This is a genomic window from Streptomyces sp. NPDC001617 (assembly GCF_053596855.1).
This window is the reverse complement of the sequence record NZ_JBSFHA010000028.1, coordinates 69,679-86,715: the sequence shown is the minus strand read 5'-3', so window position 1 is coordinate 86,715 and position 17,037 is coordinate 69,679. Positions and strand designations below refer to the sequence as shown.

The 17,037-nt window shown below is 71.0% G+C and carries 21 protein-coding genes and 1 tRNA gene; 8 read left to right on the top strand and 14 right to left on the bottom strand.

Annotation, left to right across the window (positions count from 1 at the left end; translation table 11 throughout):
- The first annotated feature begins 116 nt into the window (after nt 1–116).
- Nucleotides 117–875, top strand: coding sequence for a TetR/AcrR family transcriptional regulator (locus tag ACWC09_RS22320; protein ID WP_450852316.1), 759 nt, complete (start codon nt 117–119; stop codon nt 873–875).
- A 435-nt stretch (nt 876–1,310) separates the two neighbouring features.
- Here ACWC09_RS22320 and ACWC09_RS22315 read toward each other — a convergent pair.
- Nucleotides 1,311–1,384 (bottom strand) — tRNA-Pro (locus tag ACWC09_RS22315).
- Nucleotides 1,385–1,485: 101 nt separating this feature from the next.
- Between ACWC09_RS22315 and ACWC09_RS22310 the strand changes: the two genes are divergently transcribed.
- Nucleotides 1,486–2,001 (top strand): DUF309 domain-containing protein, encoded by a 516-nt coding sequence (locus ACWC09_RS22310; RefSeq protein WP_450852315.1) that lies wholly within the window; start codon nt 1,486–1,488, stop codon nt 1,999–2,001.
- Between the two features lie 372 nt (nt 2,002–2,373).
- Nucleotides 2,374–3,150 carry a precorrin-6A synthase (deacetylating) gene (gene cobF / locus ACWC09_RS22305; protein WP_450852314.1) on the top strand — a complete coding sequence of 259 codons (777 nt, stop codon included), beginning with the start codon at nt 2,374–2,376 and terminating at the stop codon, nt 3,148–3,150.
- A 95-nt stretch (nt 3,151–3,245) separates the two neighbouring features.
- On the opposite strand, the gene ACWC09_RS22300 is transcribed toward cobF, so the two are convergent.
- From ACWC09_RS22300 to ACWC09_RS22275, 6 genes are all read right to left on the bottom strand, one after another.
- Complete coding sequence (locus tag ACWC09_RS22300; RefSeq protein WP_450852313.1) at nt 3,246–3,992, bottom strand: cobalt-precorrin-6A reductase; 747 nt, start codon at nt 3,990–3,992, stop codon at nt 3,246–3,248.
- 20 nt (nt 3,993–4,012) lie between these two features.
- Nucleotides 4,013–4,771, bottom strand: coding sequence for a hypothetical protein (locus ACWC09_RS22295; RefSeq protein WP_450852312.1), 759 nt, complete (start codon nt 4,769–4,771; stop codon nt 4,013–4,015).
- Between the two features lie 275 nt (nt 4,772–5,046).
- Nucleotides 5,047–5,169: a type B 50S ribosomal protein L36 gene (gene ykgO, locus ACWC09_RS22290; RefSeq protein ID WP_450852311.1), complete on the bottom strand. Its 123-nt coding sequence runs from the start codon at nt 5,167–5,169 to the stop codon at nt 5,047–5,049.
- A gap of 24 nt (nt 5,170–5,193) precedes the next feature.
- Entirely contained in the window at nt 5,194–5,454 is a 261-nt protein-coding gene (locus ACWC09_RS22285; RefSeq protein ID WP_450852310.1) for a type B 50S ribosomal protein L31, read from the bottom strand.
- Nucleotides 5,455–5,534: 80 nt separating this feature from the next.
- Nucleotides 5,535–5,699, bottom strand: coding sequence for a 50S ribosomal protein L33 (rpmG, locus tag ACWC09_RS22280; protein WP_450852309.1), 165 nt, complete (start codon nt 5,697–5,699; stop codon nt 5,535–5,537).
- Between the two features lie 107 nt (nt 5,700–5,806).
- Nucleotides 5,807–6,580 carry a sulfite exporter TauE/SafE family protein gene (locus ACWC09_RS22275; RefSeq protein WP_450852308.1) on the bottom strand — a complete coding sequence of 258 codons (774 nt, stop codon included), beginning with the start codon at nt 6,578–6,580 and terminating at the stop codon, nt 5,807–5,809.
- A 250-nt stretch (nt 6,581–6,830) separates the two neighbouring features.
- Here ACWC09_RS22275 and ACWC09_RS22270 point away from each other — a divergent pair, with 250 nt between their 5' ends.
- The 3 genes from ACWC09_RS22270 to ACWC09_RS22260 all read left to right on the top strand — a co-directional run bounded on the left by ACWC09_RS22270 (nt 6,831) and on the right by ACWC09_RS22260 (nt 8,651).
- Complete coding sequence (locus ACWC09_RS22270; RefSeq protein ID WP_450852307.1) at nt 6,831–7,640, top strand: alpha/beta hydrolase; 810 nt, start codon at nt 6,831–6,833, stop codon at nt 7,638–7,640.
- 132 nt (nt 7,641–7,772) lie between these two features.
- A complete protein-coding gene (locus tag ACWC09_RS22265) occupies nt 7,773–8,255 on the top strand; it encodes a Dps family protein (RefSeq protein WP_450852306.1) in 483 nt (160 codons plus the stop codon).
- 63 nt (nt 8,256–8,318) lie between these two features.
- On the top strand, nt 8,319–8,651 hold the full coding sequence (locus ACWC09_RS22260) for a DUF3140 domain-containing protein (RefSeq protein ID WP_450852305.1): 333 nt from the start codon (nt 8,319–8,321) through the stop codon (nt 8,649–8,651).
- 17 nt (nt 8,652–8,668) lie between these two features.
- Here ACWC09_RS22260 and ACWC09_RS22255 read toward each other — a convergent pair whose 3' ends face one another.
- The 7 genes from ACWC09_RS22255 to ACWC09_RS22225 all read right to left on the bottom strand — a co-directional run bounded on the left by ACWC09_RS22255 (nt 8,669) and on the right by ACWC09_RS22225 (nt 15,594).
- Nucleotides 8,669–9,358 (bottom strand): SDR family NAD(P)-dependent oxidoreductase, encoded by a 690-nt coding sequence (locus ACWC09_RS22255; protein ID WP_450852304.1) that lies wholly within the window; start codon nt 9,356–9,358, stop codon nt 8,669–8,671.
- A complete protein-coding gene (locus ACWC09_RS22250) occupies nt 9,355–10,230 on the bottom strand; it encodes a cupin domain-containing protein (RefSeq protein WP_450852303.1) in 876 nt (291 codons plus the stop codon). The genes ACWC09_RS22255 and ACWC09_RS22250 overlap by 4 nt, the downstream gene beginning before the upstream one ends.
- Nucleotides 10,227–11,579 carry an amidohydrolase family protein gene (locus ACWC09_RS22245; protein WP_450852302.1) on the bottom strand — a complete coding sequence of 451 codons (1,353 nt, stop codon included), beginning with the start codon at nt 11,577–11,579 and terminating at the stop codon, nt 10,227–10,229. Before ACWC09_RS22245 ends, ACWC09_RS22250 begins: the two co-directional genes overlap by 4 nt.
- Before the next feature lie 22 nt (nt 11,580–11,601).
- On the bottom strand, nt 11,602–12,582 hold the full coding sequence (locus ACWC09_RS22240; protein WP_450852301.1) for an alpha-ketoacid dehydrogenase subunit beta: 981 nt from the start codon (nt 12,580–12,582) through the stop codon (nt 11,602–11,604).
- A complete protein-coding gene (locus tag ACWC09_RS22235) occupies nt 12,570–13,547 on the bottom strand; it encodes a thiamine pyrophosphate-dependent dehydrogenase E1 component subunit alpha (RefSeq protein ID WP_450852300.1) in 978 nt (325 codons plus the stop codon). Before ACWC09_RS22235 ends, ACWC09_RS22240 begins: the two co-directional genes overlap by 13 nt.
- Nucleotides 13,547–14,872, bottom strand: coding sequence for a M24 family metallopeptidase (locus tag ACWC09_RS22230; RefSeq protein WP_450852299.1), 1,326 nt, complete (start codon nt 14,870–14,872; stop codon nt 13,547–13,549). Before ACWC09_RS22230 ends, ACWC09_RS22235 begins: the two co-directional genes overlap by 1 nt.
- Before the next feature lie 65 nt (nt 14,873–14,937).
- Entirely contained in the window at nt 14,938–15,594 is a 657-nt protein-coding gene (locus tag ACWC09_RS22225; RefSeq protein WP_450852298.1) for a helix-turn-helix domain-containing protein, read from the bottom strand.
- A 131-nt stretch (nt 15,595–15,725) separates the two neighbouring features.
- On the opposite strand from ACWC09_RS22225, the gene ACWC09_RS22220 reads away from it, so the two are divergent.
- Both ACWC09_RS22220 and ACWC09_RS22215 read left to right on the top strand, forming a co-directional pair.
- Nucleotides 15,726–16,226 (top strand): hypothetical protein, encoded by a 501-nt coding sequence (locus ACWC09_RS22220; RefSeq protein WP_450852297.1) that lies wholly within the window; start codon nt 15,726–15,728, stop codon nt 16,224–16,226.
- A gap of 44 nt (nt 16,227–16,270) precedes the next feature.
- On the top strand, nt 16,271–16,960 hold the full coding sequence (locus ACWC09_RS22215; protein WP_450852296.1) for a response regulator: 690 nt from the start codon (nt 16,271–16,273) through the stop codon (nt 16,958–16,960).
- Nucleotides 16,961–17,037: the final 77 nt, after the last annotated feature.

Below are 17,037 nucleotides of genomic sequence, written 5' to 3'. Positions count from 1 at the left end.
ATGGCGTATATTTACGACGTATACATACACTTTGCGCCAGGTGATGCGTAGAGTCAACACGAGCAGGGTCGACACGAGCGGAACCACGACATGGGCGGACCGTCGGGAGGCGAGTCATGGCCAAGGAACGGGCCGGGGCACGGGGCAAGGCGGAGGAGGGCGCGGCCGGTCCGGCGCGCCGCGCCAGCGACCGGGGCCAGTACGGCAGGCTGAGCCGCGAGCGCGTGCTGGCCAGCGCGCTGGAGCTGGTGGACCGGGAGGGCCTGGCGGCGCTGAGCATGCGCCGGCTGGGCACCGAGCTCGGCGTGGAGGCGATGGCCCTGTACCGGTACGCGGCGAGCAAGGACGCCCTGCTGGACGGCCTGGTCGAGGCCCTGTACACGGAGCTCGAGGAGCGCCTGGGCACCGGCCCCGGCGCGGCCGTCGTGGCGGGAGTGCCCGCGTGGCGCGCCGAACTGCACCGGATCGCGCGGGCGACATACGAGGTCTGCCTGGCCCATCCGCAAGCGGTGCCGCTGATCGCCACCCGTATGCTCGCGGTCCCCCTGGCGCGACGGCCGCTCGCCGTACTGAAGGACCACGAGCGGGTGCTCACTCTGCTGCGCCGGGCCGGCCTCGACGACACCCGTACGGCCGCCGCCTTCCAGGCCTTCACCGGCTGGCTCCTCGGCTATGTGTTCGTGGAGTTGCGCCCGATGGTGGACAACCCCGAGGAACGCGATCTCGCCTTCCGCCTAGGCCTGCACCGCATGCCGCAGCAGGAACTGCCCACGCTCCGTGAGACCGCCACGACCCTCGCCGAACGGGGCGGCCCGGAAGGCCTGGCCGCCGGGGTCGACGCATTGCTCGACCGCTTCGCGGGAACGGAAGCCTGACGGACCGCAGCGCCCGGTGCGCCACGGCCGGCCGGGCCTGCTGGTACTCGCTCTGGCACGCTCACCTGGCGGCGGGTCGTCGGACCGGTGCCGTTCGCGCCCGCTCCGGCATCGCGGACTGACGCCGGGTGATCCTGGCCGCTCTGATCGACGGCCCGCCTCATGCGGCGCTACGACGTCCCTGTCCCCAGTGCTGAGCCTGCCGCCCACCGTCGCCGAGGCCCCTCGGCCGTGGCGGCGGCAGCGCATGTGGGGGGCACGCTCGCTGCGAGATCACAGAACCGTCCGCTTCGTCCTCCTGGAGGCCTTCGCCTCCCCCGGTCGCGGATCGCGGAGATCACGCCCCGTGACGGGCATCCGGCGGCGCCCACGCCGCGGCAGACAACACGAAGAAGGGCCCCCACAGGCTCTCGCCTGCGAAGACCCTCCGCACCGTCGGGACGACAGGATTTGAACCTGCGACCCCTTGACCCCCAGTCAAGTGCGCTACCAAGCTGCGCCACGTCCCGGTGCGCTTTCCACGGTGAACCGCGTGATCGCGCGAACAGCACTTTACCCCACGCGGGGGGCCAGGCCGAAAAAGGCTGCGGGGGCGCGGGACAATCGGCGTATGGGCAGCACATCCTCAGGACGGCCGAGGGACGCACGGGACCGGGACGACGAGGGCCGGGCACGCAACGCCCGACCGCGGGACGGGCTCGGGCGGCCCCTGCCGTACGGCACGGACGGGGTGGCCCGGCAGCCCGAGGGCGTCGTACGGACTCCGGAGCGGAGCGTCGCCGAGGCGCAGGGGCTGCTGGACGGCGGAAGGCCCTTCCATGCGCACGAGGTGTTCGAGGACGCGTGGAAGTCGGGGCCCGAGGAGGAAAGGGAGCTGTGGCGCGGGCTGGCCCAACTCGCCGTGGGGCTCACCCACGCCGCCCGCGGAAATGTCACGGGCGGTGCCCGGCTGCTGCGGCGGGGGGCCGGGGCGGTGGAGGGCTGGGCGACGGAATCGGGGCGGCGGACGCCGTACGGGATGGATCTGGCGGGGCTGATCGGGTGGGCGCGGGGGCTGGCGGAGGCCGTGGAGCGGGGCGGCGGGCCGATCGACGCGCGAGGGCAGGCGCCGCGGCTGCGGGGGTAGGGAGCGACGTCGGAGGACGGCGTGGTTTCTGTGGGTCGGAAGCCCACGGCGGAAGCCCACGGCGGAAATCGGGCGACGCGGATTCCACGGGAGGAGCGGCCCAGGAAGGAAGCCGGGCAGCAGCCCAGCGGCCGCGGTGGGGCCCGCGACCGCCCGACGGCCGGAAGCACCCCGCCCGTACGCCACGCACCCGGGCCCGCCAACCCGAACGCACGGCCGACGCCCCGGCCCGGCAACCCACGCAGACCCCTTCCGAATCAGCCCGGACACGGAACCGACAGCCGTGCTCCGCGGTCCCGGCCCACCGCGCACCGCAGCCACCACAGCCGACGCGCTGCACCCACTGTCAGTGCCGTGCGGCAGACTCTGGGTGTGCGAGAGATTCATGTCATCGGTATCGGAGCGGGCGACCCCGACCAGCTCACCCTGCAGGCGGTCCAGGCGCTGCGGAGTACGGACGTGTTCTTCGTCCTGGACAAGGGCGAGGTGAAGAGCGACCTCACGCGGCTCCGGCGGGACATGCTCGACGCGCACATACCGGAGGGGAGGTCGTACCGGATCGTCGAGGCCAGGGATCCCGACCGGGACCGGAAGGCGGGCGGCGCGGCCTACTCCCCCGCCGTCGGGGACTGGCGCAGTGCCCGTGCCGACATCTACGAGCGGTTGATCAGCGAGGAGCTGGGCGAGGGGGAGCGCGGCGCGTTCCTGGTGTGGGGGGATCCCGCCCTGTACGACAGCACGATCGCGATTCTGGACGAGGTGCTGGAGCGGGGTGCCGTCGACTTCGCGTACGACGTCGTGCCCGGCATCAGCAGCGTCTCGGCGCTCGTCGCCCGGCATCGGACAGGCCTGAACCGTGTCGCCCGCCCGGTCCAGATCACCACGGGGCGCCGGCTCGCGGAGGGCTTCCCCGAGGGCGTGGACGACGTGGTGGTGATGCTGGACGCGCACCAGACCTTCCGGCAGTACGTCGACCAGGACATCGACATCTACTGGGGCGCGTACATAGGTACCCCGGACGAGATCCTCGCGTCCGGCCCGATCGCCGAGGCCGCCCCCCGCATCGAGCGGCTGCGCGCCGAGGCACGGGAGCGCAAGGGCTGGATCATGGACACGTATCTGCTGCGCCGCAACCCCAAGGACCAGTAGACCTGCAGTGAGCTGTTCACGCGGACGGTCGGCCATCGAGCGTGCCAGGAACCGCGACGAGGTCCTGCGGGCCGTCGACCGCATCCGCGCGTCCGTCACGGCGAGTTGAGACCCAGCCGTTCCAGGACCCCCGCGACATCGGGCACCGGGCTCACGCCCTCCGGCAGTGGCGGGCGTCGTACGACCACGACCGGTAGGCGGAGTTGGCGGGCGGCTGTCAGTTTGGCGGCTGTGGCCTCTCCCCCGCTGTCCTTGGTCACCAGGACGTCGACGAGGTACTCGCGCAGCAGCGTCGTCTCGTCGGCGACCGTGAACGGCCCACGCGCCAGCAGCACTTCGGTGTGCGGTGGCATCGGCGGCTCGGGGGGCTCCACGGACCGTACGACGAAGTGACGGTCGGTCAGGTGGGCGAAGGCGGAGAGGTCCATGCGGCCCGTGGTGAGGAACACCCGGGGGCCGAAACGCGGCAGCAGGTCCGCCGCCGCGGCCAGGGAGCCGGCCTGGTGCCAGCGGTCCTCGGCGCCGGGCCGCCAGCCCGGGCGGCGCAGGACGACGGCCGGTACGCCGGTCGCCGCCGCGGCCCGGGCCGCGTTCGCCGTGATCGCCTCGGCGAAGGGGTGCGTGGCGTCGACCAGGGCGTCCACGTGCTGCTCGCGCAGCCACTCGGCCAGCCCTTCCGCCCCGCCGAAGCCGCCGATCCGTACGTCACCCGCCAGCGCCCCCGGCCGGGTCACGCGACCGGCGAGCGAGGTGGTGACGCGGACGCCTGGGTGGGCTGTGAGGGCGGCGGCGAGTTCGCGGGCCTCGGTGGTGCCGCCGAGGATCAGGATGTGGGGGGACACGGGACGAGCGTACGAGGTCGTCAGGAGGGAACGGCGACCGGCGTCTCGGCGAGGTCCTGATGGCCGTGGCGTCGGCACCAGCTGAGGATGTACAGCTCGTGGCGGCCGCACCAGCGGAACACCGCCTGGCAGTTCAGCGGCAGGTCCGGCGGGTGTTCCCGGCGATCGGTCATGAGGGGGCCGAGGTAGCCGACGAGTTTGTTCGCCGTGTTGAGCGGGACCCGGGCGGCCTCGCTGAGGGTGCGGTAGTCGGTGGCCCGGCCGGAGGCGATGGCACCGGCGAGACGGGCACTGGTCGCACCGCGCCGGCCCGCAGTGAAGTGGCTGTGCACGCTGGGCCTGGTCCCGTCGACGCCGGTCGGGAAGCGGGACAGTGGCAGAGAGCGCCCCGCGGCGGCCGTACGGACGGCCTCGATCAGGTCGGCGGGGCCGCAGGACTTCTGGACGACGCCGAGCACGTCGGGGCGGTCGACCGCCTCCTCCAGCAGGTCGCGCTCGACGCCGTGGCCCTGCACCGCGATCACCGCGGGGGCGCCGCGCTGCAGCTCGTGCAGCTTGTCCAGTACGTCGAGGCCGTCGAAGGTGCGCTCCAACCGGTGGTCGTTCCACAGCAGATCGGCCAGGACGACGTCGTAGCGGAGCCGTCCGTCGACGGCCCGTCGGACGGCGGCCGGGGAGTCGGCGAGCACCACCTGGGCCCGGTCGAGGCCCTCGCGCAGGACCGGCTCCACGATCCTGCCGAGCGCGGCCGCCACCAGTACACGCAGCTGTTCGGTCACCCGCCTCACCTTCGCCTCGTCCAGGGGGTATCGGCAAGATGTTGCGGGGTACGTCCCGGAAATCAAGGGGTCTTGCCACAACTCCGTGCAGAACGGTGTCTTTTGCGGCTGACGGCGCTCGGCGACCCGACAAGACTTGACCGTATGTCGAGCGGCTTTGTGAGCCGCCGGTCGCCGTTCCTGGTGGTGCAGGCAAGGGGGAGCCGGGACAGTACCCCGAGGAACGACACGCGGGGCGGCCCCGTTCTCGGGGCCGCCCCGCACACGCACCTCCGTCAGCCCTGGCGGGCCTTGAAACGGGGGTCCTTCTTGTTGATCACGAAGACCGTGCCGCGCCTGCGGACCACCTGGGCCCCGGGCCTAGACTTCAGTGAGCGCAAGGACTTGCGCACCTTCATTGCTCTGCTCTCCTCACCTCTCGGTCAGCGGCGGGCCGCCGCCGTGCGGCCGTAGCGGCGCTCGAAGCGCTCGACGCGGCCGGCCGTGTCCAGGACCCGTGATGTGCCGGTGTAGAAGGGGTGGGACGCCGACGAGATCTCGACGTCGATCACGGGGTAGGTGTTGCCGTCCTCCCACTCGATCGTCCGGGACGAGTCGGCGGTGGAGCGGGTCAGGAACGCGACGTCCGCGGCACGGTCGCGGAAGACCACGGGCCGGGAGTCGGGATGGATGCGGGGCTTCATGGGGTTTCCTTCCTACGGGCCTGTGCTACGAGGCCCGTACGGGCTGTGCTCCGAGGCTGTCGAGCGCTCTTGCGAGCCGTTCAGCGCTCCTCGCGGAACGCGACGTGCTCGCCGGCCACCGGGTCGTACTTGCGCAGGACCAGCCGGTCGGGGTGGTTCTGGCGGTTCTTGCGGGTCACGTAGGTGACGCCGGTTCCGGCCGTCGACTTCAACGTGACGACGGGGCGCGCGGTGCTGCGTGCCATGAGGTCCTCCCTTCGCCCACGCCACGGATCGGCTAATTTGATCCGAGCATGTCAATCACATGCGGTCCAACAACGCCTGTGCCTGTCGCATTCCCGCAGGGGCGGAGTCAGCGGAGCAGCAGTTGTACGCCGCCTATGACCGTCGCCGCGATGACGAGCTGCTCGAAGAGGCGTTGGTTGATTCGGTTCACAGCCCATTTGCCGAACAACGCACCGGGCACGACGAAGATCGCGAGTGCGGCGTCGAGGAGCAGTGAGCGGCCGTCGATCAGACCGAGGCCCGCGCTGAACGGCACCTTGGTGACATTGACGATCAGGAAGAAGAAGGCCGAGGTGCCGAGGAAGCCGAGCTTGCGGAAGCCGGCCGAGAGGAGATACATCGACATCACCGGTCCGCCCGCGTTGGCGACCATGGTGGTGAAGCCGCCGAGGACGCCGTACGAGCGGGCCTTGATCCGGCCGGACCGGGTGGTGACCGAGTCCGGTTCCTCCTCGGCGTCGGCCTTGCGCCGGCGCCAGAGCGTCACCGCTGCCATCAGCAGCAGGATCGCGCCGATGGACGTGCGCATGGTGCCGTCGTCGGCCCACAACAGGAACAGCGTGCCGACGACCACGCCCGCCGCGACCGCCGGAAAGAGCCGCCAGAGGGTGGGCCAGTGGGCGTGGCGACGGTAGGTGAGAACCGCGAGGACGTCGCCGGCGATCAGGACGGGCAGGAGCACGCCGGTGGAGGCGCGGGCGGGCAGGACCGCGGCGAAGATGGCGAGGCTCACCGTGTTGGCCCCGCTCACGGCGGTCTTGGAGAAGCCGACGAGGAGGGCGGCGAAGGCGAGGGCGGCGAATTCCCAGGCGGTTATGTGCCAGAGCGTCATCGTGTTCATGCGGGGACCGATGCTATGTGCAGGGAACCGGGTGAGGTAAGGACCGTCTCGCTGGTTGGCACCCGGCATTGGTGCGGGCGTCTCATGGGGGCCGCAGCCCCCAGACCCCCTCTTCGGCGCTGAACGGGCCTCGTCCTCACACGCCGGACGGGCTGGAGTGCCGGTCGGCGTCGAGAAGTGCTGTCGCCCGGGAAGATCCCACCGAATGGGAGGATTCCCCCGCACCGTCGCCTACACAGTTGGAGGAGACATGGCCGACGCCCGTGAGCACGTCCTCGCCGGCATCCGCGGCTCGGTCCACGTGCGCGAGTGGTCGCGCGAACGGCCCCGGTATGTCGCGCTGATCGTGCACGGTTACGGCGAACATATCGGGCGGTACGAGGAGTTGGCCGCTGTGTTGGTGGGGCATGGGGCGGCCGTGTTCGGGGCCGATCACATGGGGCACGGGGGGTCGGCGGGCGAGCGGGTGCTGATCGAGGACTTCGAGGAGGTCGTCGGTGACGTGCATGCCGTGAGTGCGCTGGCGCGGGATGCGTATGCCGGGGTGCCGGTCGTGGTCGTCGGGCACTCGATGGGCGGGTTGATCTCCGCGCGGTACGCCCAGCGCTACGGCGACGAGCTCGCCGCGCTCGTGCTGTCCGGGCCGGTGATCGGGGGCTGGGAGCTGCCGGGGCGGTTGCTCTCGATGGACGAGATTCCGGACACGCCCATCAGTCCGGCCGCGCTGTCCCGGGATTCCGCGGTCGGGGCGGCGTACGCGGCCGATCCGCTGGTCTGGCACGGGGCGATGAAACGGCCGACCGTGGAGGCGTTCGTGCGGACGCTGCAGGTCGTGGCCCAGGGGGGTGACGTCGGTCGGCTTCCCGTGCTGTGGCTGCACGGCGAGGAGGATCGGCTGGTGCCGGTCGGCGGGAGCCGGGTCGGGGTCGAGGCGTTGAGCGGGGGCGATCTCACCGAGCACATCTATCGCGGTGCTCGGCACGAGGTCTTCCACGAGACGAACAAGACCGAGGTCGTCGCCGACCTCGTCCGCTTTCTGGACAGGGTGCTCGCGCACTGAGACAACGGTGGCCGGCGCGGCGCAGTGTTTGCACCGGTTCGCCAGGGGCACCCGCGCCCGCGTGGAGTGACTGCGCGGTGCGGGCCGCGCAACGCTCCGGACCAGCCCCTACGACGCGAGGAGAAGCACCCTATGACCGTGGTGAAGAGCACGCTTCCGGAATCGGCCCGCAAGATCGTCGGGGAGGCACTGCAGAGCACTCTCGTGGATCTCCTCGGCCTCTCGCTGATCGGGAAGCAGGCGCACTGGAACATCGTGGGCCCGCGCTTCCGCTCGATCCACCTGCAGCTGGACGAGGTGGTGGCCACGGCACGGTCCTACGCCGACACCGTGGCGGAGCGCTCCGCGGCGCTCGGTCTGCCGCCCGACGGCCGGCCGGAGACGATCGCGGCCGCGTACACGCTGCCCGGCCCGAAGAACGGCTGGATGCGGGACACGGAGGTCGTGCAGGTGATGCTGGATGCGCTGGAGGCGGCGATCGGGCGGCTGCGCGAGCGCGTCGCCGCGACCGACGAGCCCGATCCGGTCACCCAGGACCTGCTGATCTCCCTCACCGCCGAGTTGGAGAAGCAGCGGTGGATGTTCGACGCCGAGAACTTTCCCAGCGACAACTGAACTGTGTCGCACGGAAACTGACTCTTCGTCAGCCAGACACACACGTATGGAAAGGGGCACGCGATGACCGACGCCCTCGAACTCGACGCGCTGTGGGACGACTTCCACCGCGTAGTGAACATGACCTCGCAGGAGCTGGCCGCCTGGCTGCGGGTGAGTGACGCCGACGAGACCACCGAGCCCCTGCCCGAGCACGCGGGCACACCGACCGGCCGGCACGTCCTCGCCATCCTCCAGAAGCGGCGCACCGACCTCACCGACGACGACATCCGGGTGATGTACGAGGTGGTGGACACGGTGGAGGCGCAGACCGATACGGAGAACGAGCCCGAGGCCGAGGACACCCGTCGCCGGCACCTGCTGATGACGATCGGCCACGATCCGCTGAGGCCATGAGCGAGCCTCGGTACCGCTCACCCGAGCAGCCACCCCCCGTCCACGCTCAACTCCACCGCGTTCACCGACCTGTTGCGCAGCAGGAAGTCCACCGCGTCCACCACGTCCGCCATGGTGGCGAGCCGTCCGGTCGGTGTCCGGGCACGCAGTCCCGCCAGCACCTCCTCCGGCTTGTCCCGCCAGTACGGGCTGTCGCCCACGACCCCGGGATGGATCGCGTTCACCCGCACCGGGGCGAGCTCGACGGCGAGGGTGTTCACCAGGCCCCGTACACCCGCGTTGACCGTCGCCACCGTCGTCGCCCCCGGATACGGCCGCTCCTTCGCCTGCCCGCCGAACACGACGATCGCGCTGTCGTCGGTCATCCGCGGCCGCAGGACGTGCACGACCTCGGTGTAGCCGACGAGTTTGAGGGTGACCAGGCGCAGGGCGGCGGTGATGTCGTAGTCGGTCGCCCGGTTCTCGTCGCGGGAGACGCCCGCCAGGACCAGGTGGTCGACGCGGCCGATGTCGGCCAACGCCCCGGCTATCTCGCGCGGTTGGGACAGATCGAGGGCGAGGCCCCGGCCGCCGATCTCCTTCGCGACGGCCTCCGCACGCCCGGCGTCGCGGCCGGTGAGGACGACCTCGTCGCCCCTTTCCGTACGCGCCCGGGCGAACTCACGGCCGATGCCCGACGTACCGCCGACGACCAGGACACTGCTCATGGCTCCAGGGCCTCCCTCAGATACTCCCAGTCCCGTGTGAACCGGTACGAGTGGCGGGACGGCGGCTGTGGCGCCTGGGTCTCCAGCCAGCGCAGGGGTCCTGTACCGGCGTTGGAGAAGCCGTGCACACAACCGGCGCCCGCCCAGGCGCAGTCGCCGGGTCCGAGGCGATAGCTCTCGCCGTCGAAGGTGGCGTTCGCCTCCCCTTCGAGGAACAGATACGTCTCCTCGAAGGGGTGGTCGTGCGGGCCGGCGACGCCGTCGGGCGCGTACTGCACCATGAACATCGTCGAGGCGACCGCGCCCAGGTCGCCGTCGACCATCATCTTGACCGTGATGCCGCTGTAGACGAGCAGCGCGGTGCGCATGCTCGCCGAGACCGCGAGGAGGTCCTGAGACTGTTTCCCGGGGTCCATCTGGGCGGGCTCGAAGTGGCCCAGGGACCGGGTGCGCGGGTCGCGGACGTCCATGCGGACGGGATCGCGCGCGGGCAGGGGAGGCACGTTCTGGGTGTCGTGGCCGTAGCGCGCCCTCGGCACCGGGGCCAGCATGTCCGCCCAGCGCGCGGCCGTGTCCCCGGCGCCGCGCCAGGCGTGCGGGACGCCGGTCGGGAGGAGGCCGTAGTCGCCCTCCTCCAGCAGGAACGCCCCCTCCGGCACATCGAGGATCACGGTCCCGTCGAGGATGTGGAAGCTCTCCTCGTACGAGTGCACATGGGCCGGCACCCGCCCGTCCGGCCGCAGTTCGCACAGGCCGAAGCCGGTGTGCACGCTGCCGTCGTCCTCGCCGACCAACGTCCGCCTGCGGTGGCCCAGTCGGTCGTACGGCGGCTCGGGCACCTCGGCGGCCCGTCGCACCAGATACCGGGTCATGCGGTCGGCTTCGCCTCCTTGGCCGCGAGGAGCCGGTCGCGCGACTCCTCGACCAGCCGCCGGGCCCGCGCCACGTCGGCCGTCAACCTGCCGTCGCGCTTACGGATCACGCCGTCGACGATGACCGTCTCGACGTTGGACACGTCGGCCGAGAGCGTCACCGCGGCGGCCGGGTCGTGCACCGGTGCGACATTGAGGGCGGTGGCGTCGAGGGCGACGACGTCGGCGCGCTTGCCGGGGGTCAGGGAACCGGTGCGGTGCTCCAGTCCCGCGACATGCGCGCCGTTCGTCGTCGCGATCCCCAGCATCTGACGCGCCGTCAACATCGTTTCGGGCACCGGCACATCGGCCTGCCAGCAGTCGGCGTTGACGCGCGCCCGCTCGGCGCCGAAGGCCGCGCGGATCTGGGTGAACATGTCGCCGGGGACGGTGGTGACGACATCGATGCTGAGCGAGGGCCGCAGTCCGTACTCGATCGCCTTCATCACCGGTGGCCAGCCGTGCCCCATCTGCGTCTCGACCTGCGGCGCGATGGACACCGTACCGCCGCTGTCGGCGACCAGCCGCCACTCCTCCGCGCTGAGGTAACAGCAGTGGATGTAGGTGGTGTCCGGACCGAGGAGCCCCAGGTCGTTCAGTTGCTTCACCATGCCGAAGCGGCCCGCCAACCGGCCCATCGCCACATGCACGGTGAGGGGGATGCCGAGTTCGCGGGCGAGGGCCCATTCGCTCGTGACCACGTCGTTGACGCAGAAGCCGGGGCCGCGGGTGGCCAGGGCCATGGTCAGCAGGCCTTCGTCGGAGGCGAAGTACTGGGTGCGGACACGGCGTACGTCGTCGCCCGGGATCGCGATCTTGCTCTCGAACCAGTAGTCGGCGAGGGAGGTGTTGGCGCTGCCGTACGCGTACTGCGCGCGGATGCCCGTCTCGCCGAGTGCCTGGATCGCCGCGTCGGGGTGCTCGGGCGTGTTGTTGATGTGGGACCAGTCGACGAGGGTGGTGATGCCGGCGTTGAGGCATTCCAGGGCGCCGGCGAGGTTGGCCGCGTACACGTCCTCGGGCGTGTAGAGCGGGGCGAAGGTGTCGAGGATGTCGACGAAGTAGTCGTCCAGGGTGGCGTCGGGGGCGACGCCCCGGATGGACGCCTCCCAGGTGTGACGGTGGGTGTCGACGAAGCCGGGGATCACGATCCGTCCGGTCATGTCGAGCACCTCGGCGTCGGCGCTGATCTCCGGCCGCACGGCCGCGATCTTCCCGTCCTCGATCAGGACGTCACCCCTCGGCAGATCCCCGATGGCGGGGTCCATCGAGATGACGTGCCCGGCGCGAAGGAGTGTCCGATTGGTCATCGCGCTTCCTCCTCAGGGGTGTTCAGTACGCGGCGAGACTCCTCAGGGCCGCCACGAGCTTCTCTACGGTGGGAATGACCTGTTCCTCCAGCGCGTCGGCGAACGGCAGCGGCACGCACTCCCCCGCCACCCGTCGCACCGGCGCGTCCAGCAGGCCGAACCCCTCGTCGGCGACGACCGACACGAGCGTGGCACCCCAGCCGCCCTGGTACGGGTTCTCCTCGACGGTGACGAGCCGCGAGGTCTTGGCGAGGGAGGCGAGAACGGTGGCGGTGTCGAGCGGGATCAGGCTGCGCAGGTCGACGACCTCGACCCCGATGCCTTCCGGGGCCAGGAGGTCGGCGGCCTTCAGGGCCACCGGCACCATGGAGGCGAGGGCGACCAGGGTCACGTCTGCGCCTTCGCGGACGACGGCGGCGCGGCCGAGCTCGACGACGTGCTCCGGGAGCGGCGGTGCGCCCTTGCTCGCCAGCAGGCCCTTGTGCTCGAAGAAGACGACCGGGTCGTCGCTGCGGATCGCGGCCGCCATCATGCCGATCACGTCGGCGGGGGTGGCGGGAGCCGCGATCTTCAGTCCGGGGACGGTCAGCGCCCAGTTCTCGGTGGCCTGCGAGTGCTGGGCGCCGAAACCCAGCCCGCCGCCGTTCGCGGTCCGCACCACGAGCGGGACCGTGACCTGACCACCCGTCATGTACCGGACTTTCGGTATTTCGTTGGCGAGGTAGTCCCAGCAACAGGCGAGGAAGTCGGAGAACATGATCTCGGCGACCGGCCGCATTCCGGTCATCGCGGCGCCCATCGCCGCGCCCACGATGGCCTGTTCGGAGATCGGTGTGTCCCACACCCGCTCGGGCCCGAACTCCTTGAGCAGCCCGACGGTCGTCTTGAACACCCCGCCCGCCTCGCCGATGTCCTCCCCCAGGCACACCACGGACGCGTCCCGGCGCATCTCGCGCGCGATGCCCTCGGCGACCGCCTCCCGATAGGTGATCACGTCCGCCATGCCGCACCTCCGTCCGCCCATACGTCGGTCAGCGCCTCCCGCGGATCGGGCGGCGGCGCGTTCTTCGCCGCCTCGACCGCCTTCTCCACGACGTCACGCGCGCGTTCGTCGGCCGCGGTGACCGTCTCCTCGGTCACCCCCAGCTCGAACAGCCGTCCTCGTGCGAGGTCCAACGGGTCGTGCTTGAGCCAGCGTTCGACCTCCTCGGCCGGACGGTAGGTCGCCGGGTCGGCACGGCTGTGCCCGAAGTGCCGGTAGGTCTCGGCCTCCAGCAGCGCGGGGCCGTCTCCGGCGCGGGCCCGCCGGGCCAGAGCGGTCACCGCCTCCTTGACCTCGACGACGTCGTTGCCGTCGACGACCTCCCCGGGGATGCCGTAGGCGGGCGCCCGGTCGGCCGCGGGCCGGGCCACTGCCGTGACGTCGGCGATCGGCGTGTACTCCATGTACAGGTTGTTCTCGCAGACGAACAGCACCGGCAGCTTCCATACGGCGGCCAGGTTGAGCGCCTCGTGGAAGGCGCCGATGTTGGTGGCGCCGTCGCCGAAGAACGCGACCGCCAGCTGTCCGGTGCCCCGCAGTCGGGCCGACCAGGCGGCACCGACCGCCATGGGGAGATGGGCGCCGACGATGGCGTAGGAGCCGAGCATGAACGCGTCGGCCTTGGTGAGGTGCATGGAGCCGCCCTTGGCCTTGCACAACCCCGTCGCCCGGCTCATGAGTTCGGCGAGACACTCCTCGGGGGTGGCGCCGCGGGCCATGGCGTGGTGGTGGCCGCGGTAGGTGGCGAAGACGTAGTCGTCGGGGCGCAGGGCGGCGCTCGTGCCGACGGCTATCGCCTCGTGGCCGGCGGCGAGGTGGGTGGTGCCCTTGACCAGGCCGGACAGGAAGAGGTCGTGGGCGGCCTTCTCCGTACGGCGGATGAGGGCCATCTGCTCGTACAGGGCGAGGAGTTCGGCGGCTTCCATCAGCGGTCCCCGGTGTTGAGGTGGGACTGCGACTCCCGCCGGGTGTTGAGCTCGCCGCCCACCGTCCAGTACTTGCGGCCCGCCACCAGCAGCTCCTCGGCCGGGAACTTGGTGATGACCTCGCAGCCGTCGGCGGTGACGACCAGCTCCTCCTCGATACGGGCAGCCGACCAGCCGTCGGCGGCCGGCCAGTACGTCTCCAGGGCGAACACCATTCCCTCTTCGAGGACTTCGGGGTGGTCGAGGGAGACCAGGCGGCTGAAGATGGGCTTCTCCCAGATGGACAGGCCGACTCCGTGGCCGTACTGCAGCGCGAATGCCGCCGTCTCGTCGGCGAAGCCGAACTCCTCGGCGCGCGGCCAGACGCGGACGATGTCGGCGGTGGTGGCGCCCGGGCGGACGAGGGCGATGGCCTCGTCCATGTACGCGCGGCAGCGGACGTAGGCGTCGCGCTGGGCGCGGGAGGCGCTGCCGACGGCGAAGGTGCGGTAGTAGCAGGTGCGGTAGCCGAGGTGGCTGTGCAGGATGTCGAAGAAGGCGGGGTCGCCGGGGCGGATCAGACGGTCGCTGTAGACGTGCGGGTGGGGTGAACAGCGTTCCCCGGAGATGGCGTTGACGCCTTCGACGTACTCGCTGCCGAGGTCGTAGAGGACCTTGCTGACCAGGCCGACGCACTCGTTCTCGCGCACGCCGGGACGGAGGTAGCCGTAGAGCTCCTCGTAGGCGGCGTCGACCATCGCGCAGGCCTGGGTGAGCAGGGAGATCTCGTCACGGGTTTTCGTCCGGCGGGCCTCCAGGAAGACCTGCTGGCCGTCGACGACGTCGATGCCCTCGGCGCGCAGGGCGGCCAGGATCGGCATCTCGGCGACGTCGATGCCCAACGGCTCGCCCGCCAGGCCGTGTTCGCGCAGTTCGGTGGCGATCTTCCGGGCCACGTCCTCGGCGATCCCGGCGTCCGGGTGGAAGGCGCCGCGCAGGGTGGAGATGCCGGCGCGAGCGCCGGTGGGCGGTCCGCCCTTGCCGTCGCTGTAGTCCAGCCAGGGATTGTAGAGCTGGTGATGGCGGGCGGCGGAGCCGAAGTCCCAGACGATCGGTTCGCCGCCCCGTACCAGGAGGGCGAAGCGGATCAGTTTGTCCATCGCCCAGGTGCCGATGTGCGTGGCGGTCATGTAGCGGATGTTGGCGAAGTCGAAGCTGAGCACCGCGCCCAGCGAGGAGCGGTTCAGGGTCTCGTGGAGCCGGGACAGGCGCTCTCTGCGCAGCCGGTCCAGGTCGATGCGCTCTTCCCAGTCGACGGCGTTCGGGCCGTATGTGCGGATCGCCATGGCGACCACCCCCACTTCGGAGTGAACGTCCGTCCGGTGTGGGTGTCAAGTGGTACTGAACACTCCTACCGGGCGTTCCGGCTGAACACGAACCACACCCCGACGGCCGGTTCGGCGCCGTCGTTGCGGTAGCGGTGCGGGGTCGTCGACTCGAAGCAGACGGCGTCGCCCGGGCGCAGGGTGTACTCGTCGAAACCGAGGGTGAGCACGAGCTCACCGGCCGTGAGATAGCCGTACTCGGTGCCGTCGTGCCGCATCAGGCCGCCGGAGCTGGAGGAGGACCCGCCGGGCCGGTAGGTCACCCGGAGGAAGTCGACGTCCGTGCCGGGCACATGGCCGAGACGCTCCCACACCACCCCCGAGTCCAGCTCCAGCGTCTCGTGCTCAGCGGCCCCGACCAGCGGTCCGATGCGGCGGCCGGGGTCGGCGGCGAAGGCGGCGAGGGCGTGCAGGACGGTGGCCGGAGCGGCGGACACGGTCACCGCCCGAGGCTCGGCGACCTCGCCGTCGTACCCGTCGAAGAGCGACTCCACGGAGATCGACAGCGCGGTCGTGATGGCGTACAGCGTGCTCACCGACGGCTGGCTCTTGCCGGTCTCTATCTGGGAGACCAGGCTCGCGGAGACCCCGATCTTCCGCGCGAGGGCACGCAGGCTCACGCCTTTCGCGAGGCGCTCCTGCCGGATGCGTGCACCCAAGGACGGCACGGAGGCGGGTGACACGGCTGGCTCCTCTCCGGGTCCGGCGTGTGAAGTCCCATTGAACAGCCACGTCCGGCCACAGGGGAAGGGCCGCCGACCGCCCCGGAGGGGTCACCTCGTACCTGGCGAGCTTTCCGGCATACCAGTCGGTCGTGGCTGCCGAGCCCAGGAACGGCAGCCGTCCCGGCCGACCCCGCCGCACCTACGGCCTGCCCGCCGGAAACACCGCCCGTACCTCCCAGCCGTGGCCGTCCCGTGGTCCGGCGTGCAGTTCGCCACCGGTCGCCGTCACCCGTTCCTTCAGGCCGACGAGGCCGAAGCCGCCGCCGTGGGCCGCCGCGAACGTCCTCGACCGGCGCCGGGTGTACGGCCTGTTGCGGCTGGCCGGCACGCCGCTGCGGGTGCTGGACCGGGCCCGGGTCCGCGAGACGGTCGTGCCGCTCGTCATCCTGGCCGGCGGCACCACCGCGATGGGCATGTACGGCTCCGAGCAGCTCAACAAGGCGGCCGGCACGACGATCAACACCGGGGGGCTCCTGCAGCTGGCCGGGTGCACGGTGCTCGGCGCGCTGACGATGTTCGCGGCGATCAGCTTCAGCCGGCCGCTGCTGCGGAGGGTGACGGCGGATCCGACGCAGGCGTCGGCGGAGTGACGGCCGGGAAGAGGTCCGTACACCCCGTGAGGCATGATCGACCCATGACCGACCCCACCCCCTCCGGCGCCCCGATCCGGGTGCTGATCGCCGACGACCAGGACATGGTCCGTACCGGCTTCCGGTTCTTCCTGGACGCCCAACCGGACATCACCGTGGTCGCGGAGGCGGCCGACGGCGAGGAGGCGGTGGCGCTCGCGCGGCGGCTTCGGCCGGACGTGTGTCTGCTGGACATCCGGATGCCGCGGCTGGACGGGCTCGAGGCGACGCGGCTGCTGGCGGGGCCGGATGTGGCGGATCCGATGCGGGTGGTCGTGGTGACCACGTTCGACCTCGACGAGTATGTGTACGGGGCGCTGCGTGGGGGTGCCTGCGGGTTTCTGCTCAAGGATTCGGGGCCCACGCTGCTTGCGGAGGCGGTGCGGGCGGCCGCCGCCGGGGACTCGCTGGTTTCGCCGTCGGTGACGGTGCGGTTGCTTCGCCATGTGACGGATCCTCAGCCGACCGTCCGTCGTTCGGTGCCGTCGGCGGAGGCTCTCACCGAGCGGGAGCTCGATGTGGTGCGGCTCGTTGCTCTTGGGCGGACGAATGCGGAGATCGCCGCGGAGTTGTATGTGTCCCTCTCCACGGTGAAGACCCATCTGTCCAGTGTTCAGCTGAAGTTGGCTGCTCGGAACAGGGTGGAGATTGCTGCGTGGGCCTGGCAGAACGGGCATGCGGGGAAGGGCGCCTGAGCGCAGTGCCGGGTCATGTTGTCGTGCGTCTGCTGTGCCGTCGTGGCTGGTCGCGCCCACGCGGCGGTAGCCGCAGA

Coding starts and splice junctions, on each gene's coding strand:
- ACWC09_RS22320 (WP_450852316.1), top strand. CDS start 117: ATGGCCAAGGAACGGGCCGGGGCACGGGGCAAGGCGGAGGAGGGCGCG.
- ACWC09_RS22310 (WP_450852315.1), top strand. CDS start 1,486: ATGGGCAGCACATCCTCAGGACGGCCGAGGGACGCACGGGACCGGGAC.
- ykgO (WP_450852311.1), bottom strand. CDS start 5,169: ATGAAGGTGCGCAAGTCCTTGCGCTCACTGAAGTCTAGGCCCGGGGCC.
- ACWC09_RS22285 (WP_450852310.1), bottom strand. CDS start 5,454: ATGAAGCCCCGCATCCATCCCGACTCCCGGCCCGTGGTCTTCCGCGAC.
- rpmG (WP_450852309.1), bottom strand. CDS start 5,699: ATGGCACGCAGCACCGCGCGCCCCGTCGTCACGTTGAAGTCGACGGCC.
- ACWC09_RS22275 (WP_450852308.1), bottom strand. CDS start 6,580: ATGAACACGATGACGCTCTGGCACATAACCGCCTGGGAATTCGCCGCC.
- ACWC09_RS22270 (WP_450852307.1), top strand. CDS start 6,831: ATGGCCGACGCCCGTGAGCACGTCCTCGCCGGCATCCGCGGCTCGGTC.
- ACWC09_RS22265 (WP_450852306.1), top strand. CDS start 7,773: ATGACCGTGGTGAAGAGCACGCTTCCGGAATCGGCCCGCAAGATCGTC.
- ACWC09_RS22260 (WP_450852305.1), top strand. CDS start 8,319: ATGACCGACGCCCTCGAACTCGACGCGCTGTGGGACGACTTCCACCGC.
- ACWC09_RS22255 (WP_450852304.1), bottom strand. CDS start 9,358: ATGAGCAGTGTCCTGGTCGTCGGCGGTACGTCGGGCATCGGCCGTGAG.
- ACWC09_RS22250 (WP_450852303.1), bottom strand. CDS start 10,230: ATGACCCGGTATCTGGTGCGACGGGCCGCCGAGGTGCCCGAGCCGCCG.
- ACWC09_RS22245 (WP_450852302.1), bottom strand. CDS start 11,579: ATGACCAATCGGACACTCCTTCGCGCCGGGCACGTCATCTCGATGGAC.
- ACWC09_RS22240 (WP_450852301.1), bottom strand. CDS start 12,582: ATGGCGGACGTGATCACCTATCGGGAGGCGGTCGCCGAGGGCATCGCG.
- ACWC09_RS22235 (WP_450852300.1), bottom strand. CDS start 13,547: ATGGAAGCCGCCGAACTCCTCGCCCTGTACGAGCAGATGGCCCTCATC.
- ACWC09_RS22230 (WP_450852299.1), bottom strand. CDS start 14,872: ATGGCGATCCGCACATACGGCCCGAACGCCGTCGACTGGGAAGAGCGC.
- ACWC09_RS22215 (WP_450852296.1), top strand. CDS start 16,271: ATGACCGACCCCACCCCCTCCGGCGCCCCGATCCGGGTGCTGATCGCC.